10 protein-coding genes are annotated in these 14293 nt (G+C 45.8%); all 10 read left to right on the top strand.

The features are described from left to right. Positions 1 to 66: 66 nt before the first annotated feature. The 10 genes from xsc (at position 67) to VIC_RS08730 (ending at position 13923) form a co-directional block, all read left to right on the top strand. On the top strand, positions 67 to 1878 hold the full coding sequence (gene xsc, locus VIC_RS08775) for a sulfoacetaldehyde acetyltransferase (protein WP_006959195.1): 1812 nt from the start codon (positions 67 to 69) through the stop codon (positions 1876 to 1878). Between the two features lie 65 nt (positions 1879 to 1943). Then, positions 1944 to 2981 carry a YeiH family protein gene (locus VIC_RS08770; RefSeq protein ID WP_039951777.1) on the top strand — a complete coding sequence of 346 codons (1038 nt, stop codon included), beginning with the start codon at positions 1944 to 1946 and terminating at the stop codon, positions 2979 to 2981. 34 nt (positions 2982 to 3015) lie between these two features. Further along, the gene (locus tag VIC_RS08765) at positions 3016 to 3804 is read left to right on the top strand and encodes an FRG domain-containing protein (RefSeq protein WP_006959191.1); all 789 of its coding nucleotides are present in this window, start codon (positions 3016 to 3018) and stop codon (positions 3802 to 3804) included. A 255-nt stretch (positions 3805 to 4059) separates the two neighbouring features. After that, complete coding sequence (locus tag VIC_RS08760) at positions 4060 to 4485, top strand: nuclear transport factor 2 family protein (protein ID WP_006959189.1); 426 nt, start codon at positions 4060 to 4062, stop codon at positions 4483 to 4485. A gap of 49 nt (positions 4486 to 4534) precedes the next feature. Continuing rightward, positions 4535 to 5986, top strand: a complete 1452-nt coding sequence (locus tag VIC_RS08755) for an NAD(P)/FAD-dependent oxidoreductase (protein ID WP_006959187.1) — start codon at positions 4535 to 4537, stop codon at positions 5984 to 5986. A 112-nt stretch (positions 5987 to 6098) separates the two neighbouring features. After that, positions 6099 to 7100, top strand: a complete 1002-nt coding sequence (locus tag VIC_RS08750) for a TRAP transporter substrate-binding protein (protein ID WP_006959184.1) — start codon at positions 6099 to 6101, stop codon at positions 7098 to 7100. Between the two features lie 123 nt (positions 7101 to 7223). Continuing rightward, the gene (locus VIC_RS08745; RefSeq protein WP_006959181.1) at positions 7224 to 7772 is read left to right on the top strand and encodes a TRAP transporter small permease; all 549 of its coding nucleotides are present in this window, start codon (positions 7224 to 7226) and stop codon (positions 7770 to 7772) included. A gap of 15 nt (positions 7773 to 7787) precedes the next feature. After that, on the top strand, positions 7788 to 9128 hold the full coding sequence (locus tag VIC_RS08740; protein ID WP_006959180.1) for a TRAP transporter large permease: 1341 nt from the start codon (positions 7788 to 7790) through the stop codon (positions 9126 to 9128). 47 nt (positions 9129 to 9175) lie between these two features. Next, positions 9176 to 10045: a cache domain-containing protein gene (locus VIC_RS08735; protein WP_413788332.1), complete on the top strand. Its 870-nt coding sequence runs from the start codon at positions 9176 to 9178 to the stop codon at positions 10043 to 10045. A gap of 752 nt (positions 10046 to 10797) precedes the next feature. Then, positions 10798 to 13923 (top strand): hypothetical protein, encoded by a 3126-nt coding sequence (locus tag VIC_RS08730; RefSeq protein ID WP_006959175.1) that lies wholly within the window; start codon positions 10798 to 10800, stop codon positions 13921 to 13923. Positions 13924 to 14293: the final 370 nt, after the last annotated feature.

Below are 14293 nucleotides of genomic sequence, written 5' to 3'. Positions count from 1 at the left end.
GAATCAAAAAAAGAGACAATTCATTCCGAAAAGTGAAATTTATGTCAATTCAAGGAGAAGGGAAGAATGAGTGAGCAAGAAAAACGCACGGTTGTTTCCGGCAATGCGACAATGACACCATCAGAAGCATTCGTTGAGACCATGGTTGCCAATGACGTAACAGATATGTTCGGCATCATGGGATCAGCATTCATGGATGCGATGGATATATTCGCTCCTGCAGGCATTCGATTGATTCCGGTAGTGCACGAGCAAGGCGCTGCTCACATGGCTGACGGTTACTCACGAGTTTCTGGACGACATGGTGTTGTTATTGGACAAAATGGTCCGGGCATCAGTAACTGTGTTACTGCGATTGCAGCGGCTTATTGGGCACACAGCCCAGTTGTGATCGTCACACCAGAAACGGGCACAAAGACTATGGGTCTTGGCGGTTTCCAAGAGTGTAACCAGCTGCCAATGTTTCAGGAGTTTACTAAGTATCAGGGCCATGTGACCCATCCAGATCGTATGGCGGAGTACACAGGTCGCTGTTTTGACCGAGCAATGAGTGAAATGGGCCCAACCCAGCTCAACATTCCTCGTGATTACTTCTATGGTGAAATTCAGACTGAGATTCCAAAACCAGCTCGTCTGGACAGAGGCCCAGGTGGTGAACAATCCCTTAATGAAGCGGCAGAGCTGATCGCAGAAGCGAAATTCCCTGTCATCATTTCAGGTGGTGGCGTGGTCATGGCTGATGCGATTGAAGAGTGTGCGGCACTTGCAGAACGTTTAGGCGCTCCAGTGGTTAACAGCTACCTGCATAACGACTCATTCCCAGCTAGCCATCCTCTTTGGTGTGGTCCGCTAGGCTACCAAGGTTCCAAAGCGGCGATGAAGCTGATTTCTCAGGCCGACGTGGTGATTGCGCTCGGAACTCGTCTTGGTCCATTTGGTACGCTGCCACAGCACGGCATGGATTACTGGCCAAAAGACGCCAAAATCATCCAGATCGATGCTGATAATAAAATGTTGGGTCTGGTTAAGAAAATTTCTGTTGGCATCTGTGGTGATGCGAAAGCATCGGCAGTGGCATTAGCGACAAGGCTTGAAGGACGTGCTTTGGCATGTGATGAAAACAAAGCAGTACGCTTGGATAAAGTCGCGACAGAAAAAGCATTGTGGGAAAAAGAGCTCGACGAGTGGACGCATGAACGTGACCCGTTCAGCCTAGACATGATCGAAGAAAATGCTAATGAAACACCGTTCTCTGGTGGTGAGTACCTACATCCACGTCAGGTACTGCGTGAACTTGAAAAAGCGATGCCAGAAGATGTCATGGTGTCTACCGACATCGGTAACATCAACTCAGTGGCGAACAGCTATCTTCGCTTTGAAAAACCGCGCAGCTTCTTTGCCGCAATGAGCTTTGGTAACTGTGGTTACGCTTTCCCAACCATTATTGGTGCTAAGGTTGCTGCGCCACATCGTCCGGCGGTTTCTTACGCAGGTGATGGTGCATGGGGGATGAGCCTGATGGAAACCATGACGTGTGTTCGTCACAACATTCCTGTGACTGCGGTGGTATTCCATAACCGTCAATGGGGCGCAGAGAAGAAGAACCAGGTCGACTTCTACAATCGCCGCTTTGTTGCTGGTGAGCTGGATAACCAGAGCTTTGCTGAAATTGCACGCGCAATGGGGGCTGAAGGGATTACCGTCGACAAACTGGAAGATGTTGGTCCTACTCTGCAAAAAGCCATCGACATGCAAATGAACGAAGGCAAAACCACCATCATCGAAATCATGTGTACTCAGGAATTGGGCGACCCGTTCCGCCGGGATGCACTGTCTAAACCTGTCCGCTTCCTCGACAAATACAAAGACTACGTATAAGTCGCGGATTGGCTGTCCGGCCAGAAAGTGGCCGGACTCAGGGATTGAGTAAGATGGTGGATGTAATGATTTCTAAAACAATGAAAATGCCGCGTAGTCTCTATTTTGAGGCGACAGGCATCGCACCGGGATTGCTGCTAAGTGTCGTGATTGCAGCGGCAGCAACCTTTGTCTCTGATCATTATGGAGGCCCTAAGTTTCTTTATGCATTGTTGCTGGGTATCTCATTGCACTTTTTATCCGATCACGAAAAGTGCGGTGCAGGTATCGAGTTTGCGGCAAAGAAACTGGTGCGGATTGGTGTGGCATTGCTGGGCGTGCGCATTGCTTTCAGCGATGTCAGTGCGATTGGGCTGGAAGGGGTAGGGATTCTGGCTGGCGCAGTCGTACTGACCATTTCATTTAGTCTTATATTGGCAAGACTGCTTAACGTATCGGGAACGTTTGGCCTACTTGCTGGGGGCGCAACGGGAATCTGTGGCATTTCAGCGGCCATGGCCATTTCATCCACCATCCCTCAAAGCAAGGAGAATGAGCAATACACCCTGATGACAGCGATTGGCGTCGCCGCATTCTCAACAATTGCCATGGTGTTGTATCCACTGATTGTTAATTCACTTGGCTTAACAGCGAGTGAAGCGGGGATGTTCCTCGGTGGTTCGATTCACGATGTGGCGCAGGTAGTTGGCGCCGGATTTATGTTATCGACAGAAATCGGTGATGCATCGACGCTAGCGAAGATGTTCAGAGTCGCCATGCTAATGCCAGTGATTTTACTCATTGCATTAACTTTCAGGGTAAAAAGTCATAACGGCAATTCAGATTCGCATATATCAACACCAATAATGCCGTTCTTTCTGATTGTATTTATTGGTTTAATTACGATTAACAGTTTTGGTTGGGTTTCTGCACCATTGGCAGAAGGTATGTCTGAACTTTCTAAATGGTGTCTGGTGATTTCAATTGCAGCTTTAGGGGTAAAAACTTCATTTGAAAAGCTTTTTTCTCTCGGATGGAAACCAATACTGTTATTACTGCTTAATGCTGTCTTTATAGCGGGATATATTTTGACTGTGATTTATGGTCAACGAATGGTTTCTTAGTATTTGTGATTATTAGTACTATAAGGATGTAATTATGGATGATAAACACTACATAAGTTCGATTAAAGACTTTTTCAATATAATAGAAACCATTGGTAATAATAGCGGTCCAACTTTATATCATGCACATGAAAATAATAACTCAATATTAGTTCCTAAACTTGGTTGTGTTCGTGCTAGAAATATATATGACCTAGAGCAAGAGACGTTATCAGCCATTAGAGTTTATGGCTTCCATTGTCAGGATAAGCGTGAGATTAATGACTGGCTATTGATGTGTATGGCGAGGCTACAAGGCTTTCCAACCAGGCTATTAGAATGGACTGAGAATGCCAGTAAAGCGCTGTGGTCTGTCTGCCACAGTGACAATGTTCAGAGTATGACGGTACTTAAAGCTAATGATAATCAGCATGTTAGATTTGTTGATTGCCCATACTCTCTGAAAAGCACAAAGATATTTAATGCTGCAAGCTGTGATACGTATGAGCGAGACCGAGAGAAGTGGTATTCCATCCACCCTCTGAAACGCAGCGCGACAGAATACTTTGAATCCTTGTATGCGGAAAAGGAATATGCAAATCGATTGACATTGATTCATATATTACCTTCAGTGAAAAAGAAACTTATAGAGGAATTGATAGCTATGGGTATTTCGTATCAATCTGAAAAAGAAAATACAGATGTGCATACTCACTTAAATGATGCAGAAATCATGAGTAATAAAAATAAAGGAGATATTTCATCAGAACATGATAATAAAAATGAACAACGTGTTCTTGAACAATACGGAAGAGTTTATCATCAAGACTTTGATTTTGATTGAGCATACAGTGTCATTATTATTTAATAATTCAAATTGATAGCTTTATTAAATAAATCTATATTTTATTTTTAATTGAATAATTAAATAGTCATAAAACTGTAATCTGTGAACTCAACGTTTGAATTAAATAAAACTCAAAGATAAAGTGAGGGACCTTGTTAACAAAATGTTAACTAGTCTTATTGCTCTAATTATAAATGGCAGATCATCTGCTGATATTAAACCAATAACGTAAACATAAAAGGACCTTGGAATATGAATATGCAAACTACTGCAGCGACATTAGTACAAGAAAACCAAGTCGATAGTGCTTTCTTACAATCATTTAGCGATGCGTGGAACAATCACGATGTTGAAGCCTTGATGACGTTCATGACTGATGATTGCGTATTCCACACGGTTGCTGGCGAAGGATTGTTTGGCACCACTATTGAAGGAAAGGAAGCGGTTCGTGACAGCTTTGCAGCGGTCTTCAAAAACTTCCCTGATGCAGCTTGGAGTGATCCGGTTCACTTCGTCTGTGGTGACCAAGCCATTACAGAATCAACGTTCTCTGCCACCAATCCAGATGGCAGTGTGACTGAAGCTCGTATGGTCGATGTCTTCACACTTAAAGGTGGCAAGATCCAAGTGAAGAATGCGTTCAGAAAAACTCGACCGGCACAGACTCCTAATAAATAAACGCGCTAAGAAATCGTTATTCACGTGTTATGACCAGGAGAGTCGAATTATGAGTTTAGTCATGGACCAGCCAGCCTTTGATGCTGAAGAGCCTCAGGTAAAAACGACACAAGCAAAAGATAAGTACGATCCCAAGTACGATCCGCTTAAAGACAAAAACCCGGGACAGGGTAAGGAATACGCGCCGACTTACTGGGTTGATACGGCAGGCGCACCGCCAGAAGACGACGGCCCGATCACATCCGATATGGATGTTGATGTCGCCATCATTGGCTCCGGATTTACCGGCTTAAGCACCGCGATTCACTTAGCTGAAATGTACGGCATTAAAGCGACAGTGATTGAAGCCAACCGTTTAAGTTGGGGGTGTAGCACCCGAAACGGCGGGCAAGCGCAATGCGCCTCCGGAAGACTGAAGCGTTCACAATGGATTCAACGCTGGGGTGTTGATACTGCTCTAAAAATGCACCAAGAGTGTGTGGATGGAATGAACACCTTTAAGTCTCTGATCAAAGACATTGATTGTGATCCTCAGCCGGGTGGCCACTTCTACATTGCTCACCGCGCCAAGATCATGCCGACGTTGGAGAAGGAAGCCAAATTGCTTCGTGAGACCTTCAACTATGATGCGCAGATCTTAGATGCCGACACTGTAAAACGAGAGTACGTTGGTGATCAGGAAGCGGCGGGGGCGATGCATGAGCCTGAAGGCATCGGTATTCATGCGGGCAAGTTGGCGTTTGGTTACTTGAAAAAGGCGCGAGCACTTGGAGTTAAAGTGCACCCCGCCAGTCCAGTCACAGGGTGGGAAACCCGAGGTGGTGTGCATTATCTCAAGACACCTGGCGGAGTGGTGAAAGCGCAGTCGGTCGGTGTGTGTACGGGTGGCTACACCAGTCAGGGTCTGCATTCTTCTCTCAAAAACCGTCTGTTGCCGGTGCTATCTAACTCCATGGTGACGCGTCCACTGACTGCAGATGAAATAGCAGCGTGCAATTTTAAAACCAATCAGGTGATCACCGATACACGCGTATTGCGTCACTACTACCGTTTATTGCCAGACAACCGAGTACAGATTGGTACACGAAGTGCTATCACGGGCCGTGACGCTCCGCAGAAAAAGTACGAAGACATGCTAAGAGCAGATCTGGCGCGTAAATTCCCCGCACTGGATCAGATTCAGGTCGATTACTCGTGGTGGGGCTGGGTAGACGTCAGCCACGACATGATGCCGCGGATTTATCAGCCAAACCCGAGCGAGTCCATTTTCTATGCGTTGGGCTATGGCGGAAATGGCGTGATGTATTCGGCGCAGGCTGGTAAGCGCTTAGCACAGTGGATAGCAGGTGAAGGCCATACACTCGACCTTCCAATATTTGAATCAAAACTTCCATTCCCGAACGTGAGGGAAGTGGTGGAATCGGAGTTATTTGCACCATTTCGACGAGTTGGGCAGCGGTTCCTCTATCAATGGTATCAGCTAAAAGATGAGGTGCTGTAACCAGTTAAACGTTCCAGATTAGGGAAATACAAACGACCAGGAAAGTTGTACCAGGTCACCTTGTGAGCAAAGCGTAGGTAGGGAATCTGCGCGATATGAAAAGGTTAAGACTATGAAACTTATAAAGAATAAAATTGTAGCAGGCATGACAATTGTAGCGATGACAGTATTGTCACACTCAGCGGCTGCACAAACTTTCAAGATGGCAATCGGCGATGCCGCCGGTGGCACTCAATGGGAACTCGGCACTAAGTTTACAGAGTTGATGGAGCAAAAAACGGATGGCAAGGTCAAAATCGACCTGTTTCCGAATGGTCAGCTAGGTAACGAGCAAGATACCGTCAACGACGCGGCCATTGGGCTGTTGGACTTCTCTGTTTTGGCGATCAATAACGTCACACCTTTCTCTCCAACGGTTGGCCTTCTAACTATGCCTTACGTGATTCAAAGTGCTGAAGAAGCTGTGCTATTGACGCAAGGTCCTGTCGGTCAGGAGCTGGTGGAAAACACCATCCGTGATGCTGGTGTGCGTGTTGTGGGCTGGGCCTATTCAGGCTTCCGTGTGCTGACAAACTCGAAAAAACCGGTTGCGTCTCCGGCTGACCTAAAAGGCTTGGTGATTCGTGTCCCTCGTAACGAAATTATGATTGCCTCTTATCAGGCTTGGGGCGTAAACCCAACTCCGATGGCGTGGTCTGAGACATTTACTGGTCTGCAACAAGGCGTGGTTGATGGTCAAGACAACCCATACATCACTGTCTATGCGATGAAGTTTAACGAAGTGCAGAAGTACGTCACCAACATTCGTTACATCTTCTCGCTTGAACCACTGATCATCAGTGAAAGTATCTTCCAGCAACAATCTCCTGAAATGCAGAAAATCATTCTTGATGCAGGTAAAGAAGCAACGGAACACAGCTTTGCTTACCTACAGGAAACAGAAAGCAAAATTCGTAAAGACCTTGAAGACAAAGGCATGGTGTTTACAGACCCAGCTGACGGTGAGAAAGAGTGGATTGATAAAGTCACTAAATCTGTCTGGCCTAAGTTTTACTCAAGTATCGGAGGCAAAGAAAAGCTAGATAACGTTCTTGAACTACTGGGTAGACAATAACGACAAGATACACCCTATCTGTCCCGAGCAGGGCAGGTAGGGTTTTTACATGGCCTTACTTGTTTATCTGTTCAATACCCTTGAGCGACTGGTTGTCATGTAAAGATCAACATCGGAGGCTATATGTCAGTCGCTAAAACAATTAAAAAACACTTGAACAATGTCGAGGAATACACTTGCTGCCTGCTACTGGCAAGTTTTGTCCTGCTGTTGTTCTCACAGATCATTTCACGCCAGCTGTTCGATTACTCCATTCCATGGGGAGACGAAGTCGCCACCTATATGTTTGTTTGGTTTGCCTATTTAGGCGCGGTTGTCGCGGCCAAAATGTCGGCGCATAACCGAGTCAGTTTTCACTTCAAGTTTTTCCCTCCTATCGTCCAGACCATCAGTGAAACCATTGCAGATTTCCTTTGGTTACTGTTCAACGGTTACTTCGTTTATCTGAGCTATGACTTTGTGTTCAACAAAATGAACCTGTTCTGGAAATCTCAGACGACGGGGATTCCGATGAAGTATTTCTACATGATTCTTCCGATCGCGTTTTCACTAATGATGATCAGGATCCTCTGGAACAATTACGAGCGCTTGTTCAAAGGAGTGAAAAGTGAAGACCCTGAGGTCAAGGAGCTCAATAAACTGACGATGCAGAAGTCGCTGAACTCGCAGTAAGAGAGAGAAGTAACGATGGATGAATATTTAACTCTGATTTTGTTTGGCGGCTTTTTAACCCTGCTGATCTTAGGCGCACCGATTACTGTGTCTCTGGCAGGGGCTTCAATGGCTGCCTATTTAATACTGGATAAGAACCCGATTGCCTTGGTGCAAATCGCATTTACCTCAGTCGGTAATTTCCCTTTGATGGCTTTGCCTTCATTTGTTCTGGCGGGTGCTTTGATGGAAGCGGCCGGGATTTCCAAGCGATTGGTGGATATCGCCGAGAGCCTTGCCGGGCCGGTTACTGGCGGGCTGGGTGCCGCCACCGTCATGGCGTGTCTTTTCTTTGGTGCTATTTCGGGCTCAGGGCCTGCGACGACTGCGGCGGTGGGTATGCTGATGGTGCCAGCGATGGTCAAACGTGATTATGAGAAGAGCTACGCTTCGGCGGTCACCGCTGCCTCAGGGGGCCTCGGGATCATCATTCCGCCTTCGATTCCTTTGGTCATCTTTGGCATTTCGGCGATGGGTTTAATGGCCCCACCGGAAGCCATTGCACAGCACGGGCAGTTTGCCTCTCTATCGATTCCAAAGCTGTTTGTGGCTGGGGTCATTCCGGGGTTGATCATGGCATCGACCTTAGTTATTACCAACTACATGATTGCGAAGCGCAAAGGCTATTCCGGCCTGACAGAGAACTGGTCATTCGGTGATATCAGGCATACTTTGCGCCGTGGTGTGTGGTCCATATTAGCGCCGTTTCTGATCCTTGGCGGTATCTACAGCGGCATGTTTACTCCGACCGAATCGGCCGTGGTTGCGATCTTCTACTCGCTGTTTGTCGGGCTGTTTATTCACCGTGAATTGTCGTTTAAGAGCATTACTAAATCGCTGTCAACCACAACCTGGATTACAGGTCGCGTCCTGCTGATCTTGTTTGCTGCCACTGTGTTTGGTCGCCTGCTGATCGAACAGAAAATACCAGTGGTAGTGGCGGAATCTCTGCTTGGCTTCACCGACAACATGTACTTAGTGTGGGCGCTAACCATCACGTTACTGCTGTTCATTGGTATGTTCATGGAAACCCTAGCGGCCATCATGATCATTGTGCCGGTATTGCTGCCCATTATGTACATGCTTGGCGCGGATCCAACGCACGTTGGGATTGTGGTGGTATGTACGTTGTCGATTGGTTTTGCTACTCCACCACTGGGAGAAAATATCTTCGTTGCCTCGGGGATAGGCGGGGCCACAGTGGAGCAAATTACCGCTAAGATTCACCCATTTGTGCTTGCCTCGGTAATTGGTGTGTTTGTGATTGCCTTCTTCCCACAAATCAGCTTATGGCTGCCATCTATGGTCGGATACTAGGAGGTATGAACTTGAAATTACAACGAATTCTTCTTTTAGCCACTGTGATGCTGAGTGCTCTCAGCAGCGCGATAGTACAAGCTGAAGAGAGCCAGCAAGCGGTCAATGTACTGGATATCTCGGAGCCGCATGTCTCAACACAAGCAGAGCGCAGAGCAAAAACGCTGTTATCCAAAGCCGTGCTGCATATTCAGAACCAAGGCGATAAGGCGGTCAGTGATTTTTCTACTGACTCAGCATTTGTTGATGACGAACTGTATGTCTTTGCGGTGGGAGTCGATGGCCAGTTTCTCGCCAGTGGTGGCTCATCAATGGTGCTAATTGGTGACAGTGTTTTGGATACTCAGGATGTGTATGGTAAGCCCTTCTTTCGTGAGATGATCTCGAAAGCGGTTCACAATGGCTATGGTGAGGTGGACTATCACTGGACCAATCCAACCGATCGAATGGGGGAGCCCAAGAAAACCTTCTTTGAAAGGGTGGGGGATGTGATTGTGGCCGTGGGCTATTATCCTGAGCGTTCCAGTGCGACTGAGGCAAAACAACTATTGTCTAGAGCAATGGCCGCGATGGTGAGTTCCGAGCAGCGGAGTATAGACGAGTTTAACGACATCGATGGTGAGTTCGTGGATGGTGACTTGTACGTGTTTGTACTCGACATTAACTCAGGTAAGTTTCTCGCTCACGGTACCTCTCCAGAGTTAGTGGGGCGTTCGCATAACGAAATTCTTAACCCAGATCTCAAACCAATCGTGACCGAGCTATTGTCATTGGCGCGTAAGAATGGGCGAGGGGAGTACTCCTACCGATGGTTGAATCCGTTATCAGGTAACGTTGAGAATAAACACACTTATTATCGAGTATTAGATAACAAGGTAGTCGCTGTAGGTTATTACACTAAATCGCAGTCGTCGTAATCTAATTAGAGTATAAATACAGGGCTTAATAAGGCCACTCTACGGAGTGGCCTTATTATTTCTTCATTAACAGATATTCATTAGTTTTTTGATTAACAACTTATTTTATTTAAATGAAAGGTTGGAAATGATTGTAACGATATTAAATAATGGGTATAGAACGTTAAGTTATAAGACCGTCGGTTTTAATGATTATTCTTTCTTTCATTTATAAGTATTAATGGATTTTTCAGTCAAAGTAGGATTTCATCAGGGTAATACTTGAGGATTTAAATTTTCATTTCAGAATTGGTCTATTTAAGTTGTTGAAATTGTTTGTTTTTGTGTAATTTATCGTCGATTGCGTGAATGGACTGGTTTTTATCGATGAAAAGGTATTAATATTTATCAATTGATTTAATTGATATTATTTTTATCTGAGTTTTTCAGCCATATATGTTTCTATATTGTTTCATTTCTTCACTTTTATTTTTGATTGTTATAAAAATCTCAAGAATTAATAATGGTTGATTATTTAATTTTTTGACAATTTAAACGAGGTTGTTGAATTCTGGGATGCTTATCAAAATTTAATTAAGCAACTTTGCCTTATTAAGATTCCCACTAAAAAATAGTTTTGGTTCCGACTTTTCCTGTAAGACAGAGAATTACTGTCTTAATACAGGTGATAGTGCATCGGAACAAACTATAAATTTGGCTTAACAAATAAAGGCATCACCTAAGTTTGATATAGGTGCCATAGGATTTAAATCATGAAAAAGACAACGATCAGTTTGTTGGTAACTGCAGCGTTAATGGGATCGCCATTGCTGGCTGTTCAATCTGCCATTGCCGCGCCACAGAATAGTATCGCCGCTACTCAGAGTGAGTCGGTGGAAACACAGATTACAATGCAAGGCGTAGAGGAATGGTACTCAACGGCGCAAGTCACCGTCAGTAATGTGTCTGGTGAAACGTTGGATTTAGACAGTGCTGAAGTTTGGGTCACCACAAGTAAAGATGCGTCGGTGAACACCGTATGGGGAGCACCGGGTTTTAGCGTTAGTAGTCCAGCACCCAATACTTTTGTTTTTACACACGACGCGACGTCTGACCCGCTGTCAGCAGGTGCATCATTCGATCTGATATTTGGTCTTAACTCAACAAACGGAGATTTCATCGATCAAAACGACCTTAATGTTGAGCAAGTCATCATCAAGAATGACCCCGCGTTACAAGGTAAGATTGAACTGATTGCGCCAACATCCCCTCACTCCAGCCTGTCTTCAGCTTCCATTTTAGTTGAAGGGGAAAGTTACACAGAAACGGTTTCAGTCGCATGGGGCTCTACCTACACACTCGACCATTTAAAAGATGGTGAATATCAGGTCACCGCTTTGGATGTGTCGAGTGAAGAGGGGATTGCTACAGCGGCTTCGCCAGCAACAACGGTGACAGTGGATAGTGACCAAGCAGCACCGACAGCTTCCGTTCAATACGATGCATTTGTTTATTACGCGGCCATCGATCTCACCATGCCTGCCATTGAAGGAGTTGCTGGAAGCCTAACTACAAACGTTGCGGTACATCCTGCAGGCAGCGAAGATATTGAACGCAGCGTCATCGTGCCATTTGGTGGAAATCTGGATATTGGTAAACTGCTTGACGGCCACAGCTACGATCTAAGTTACTCGCCAGTCACCGTGAATAACACTTTGTACCAACCTCAGGACAACTTGAATATTTCAGTTAACAAAGACAGCGAGACTGAAGTAACTGCAGACGTTTCGTCCACTGCTATTGATACTGAAGGTTTCCGTATCGTAGAAACAACGCTTTCAGGGCTGCCATCTGAAGCGATGCCAGTCTTGGTGAATTTAGTGGCGACAGATGGTTCTGGTCTTTATAGCTATGAGATCACAGAGAACACGTTCACCCTGCCTGATACGGTAAAACCGGGGGAATATCAGGTAGAGATTGATCCAGTTTCCGCTGGTGAGACGCGCTACGCCTACGATGGCGAAGAGTCAGTTACGGTGACCGAAGGTAGTACTCCGTTTGTGTTAGCCCTGCCGTTCCGAGAAGCGATGAGCCTGGCAGTGAAAGGTTTCCCTGATTTCGTTGCCAACGGCACCGTGACCAATGACAGCGAGCAGGCTACTCAAGAAATCGGAGCTACGCGCGTCGATGCAATCTTTAAGTACGCGGGCCTGAGTGGCTCCGGTGACCCAGATGTTATCTTGCCGAAAGATGGTCTTCCTCTCCATACGACCTACGCGAACGCTCAAACGGCTTCTGGAATTTCTGGAAAGCCTGTGTTGCCTGTCATGGTAGTTTACACCGCGAACGCCAGTGGTGGCGCAAGCTGGGGTGACCTGAAAGACAACAACCTTCTTTACAAGCATTACGCCACCTTCATTACTCAGGCGACAGCCGCGCAGGAATACGCTCGTGGCGATGGCAGCTCGCCTATGTCGTTTGTACTGAACCCAGACTTCCTTGGTGAACTGCAGAAAAACCCATCTGACGTTGAAATGCTCAGTGTGTCGGGCAGTGTCGAAGTCAACAATCAGTTGGCGCGTGCTCTGGAGTTCATGGAAGAGACCTACGGCTATCAGCCACCTGTAGAAATCCCGCAGTTTGAGGATACGTTGAAGGGCTATATTGCGTCATTAAACTTCATCATGAACGCGCTCGCTGAGGATGTGACTTACGGTTGGCAGATTAACCTTTGGGCAGTGGGCTCTGCGAATTGGATCCATACATCCGAGGATCAGTCTGAAGCTAAAGGCCAAGAAGTGGCGGAGTTTATCGCTTCGTTAGATGTCTACAGCGGCACCTACACTCCTGACTACATCGTGTTTGATAAATATGAACGAGATGGTTTTGGATCGGAAGCGATTGCTAACTACGCATACAATGCAACGAGCTGGACACGTTATCTTTCTTATGTGAAAACCATCAGTGATGGCGCAGATTCACCAGCAATGATTTGGCAGATCCCAGGCGGCCATATGCCGACCGAAGAGGAAGGTAATGATCTCATCAGCGTTGAACATGAAGCGTCAGGTGGCTCTTACTTTATGGGTGACGCTCGTATCAGTACAGATATCAGTACTATTCGAGCAGGCTTACTCGATAAAGCTCTGAGCGCGGAGATCTACAACGGTGCGAGTAACGTTGGTGAACTCCTTGCAAAAGATAATGGCTATGATTGGTCGAGAATGGCGATGCATGATTTGCCGAAGAGTAATGTATTCTCTATTTTCTGGGGAGGCGGCTCGACCACAGCAGTTGTATCGATTGGCTCCAACGGTACGGACAACGGTTGGTTAGACGGTAAGGTTGACGCCTACGCTCAAAGCCCTGCATGTCTGATGGGCAACGAATGTGATGGTTCTATCTGGGGTGGAGAAGGTGGAGAAACGCCACCGCCGGGTAATCAGCCACCAGTGATTGAACTATCACCGAATTACGAGGTTGATAGTGGGGAAACGGTTACCATTACGGCATCGGCAACGGATCCGGAAGGTGAACAAGTGAGCTACCAATGGACGGTACCTTCAGATCTAACAGTCGTAGGAGACACGAACAGCGCCACGCTCGAAGTGACCGCGCCTGTGACGGATTACAATCTGACCTACTCTATTTCACTAGAGGCTTCAGATGGTGAGGAGTCAGCGGTTAAGTCAACACAACTGAAAGTGATTGGTGAAAACACCGGTGGTGGCGATGGCATTTGTGCGGATATTCCTGAATTTGAGCCGGGGCAATATGAGGAAGGCGCACAGGTGACATATCAAGGTAGCCTATATGAAGCTGAACGTTGGACGGATGCAGAATTAACGCCTGCGGATCCTTATTCTGGCTGGGTGTGGATTGGAAGCTGTACTGAGTAGTTTCACTCCAATCGATAAAGAATAAAATGACCAATCCGATATTGAGTAATCAATATCGGATTTTTGTATAAATTAATATCCACTAATCAATAAGGATATATTACTCTTTTTTGAAATATGGTCGTTTATATTTAGTTTGCTTATTCTATATTTTTATTTATTTGAATATGTTTGAATTAACTAGTTTAGTTATTGTTCATTTTATGTGACATAGAATTGATTGTTAGAAAATATCGATATCTCTTCATCATAATATCACCAATATTATTCCTATTTGGAATAGCCTTTTCTCATCTTTGTAATCATAGCTTTTGATATCTTTATTCATAATTAATCAGTGTTTTATTCCATTTTAAAACTTATTGGAATA

This window comes from Vibrio coralliilyticus ATCC BAA-450, assembly GCF_000176135.1.
GTDB lineage: Bacteria > Pseudomonadota > Gammaproteobacteria > Enterobacterales > Vibrionaceae > Vibrio > Vibrio coralliilyticus.
The sequence above is the reverse complement of the archived record's forward strand: the minus strand, read 5'-3'. Positions and strand labels throughout refer to the sequence as shown.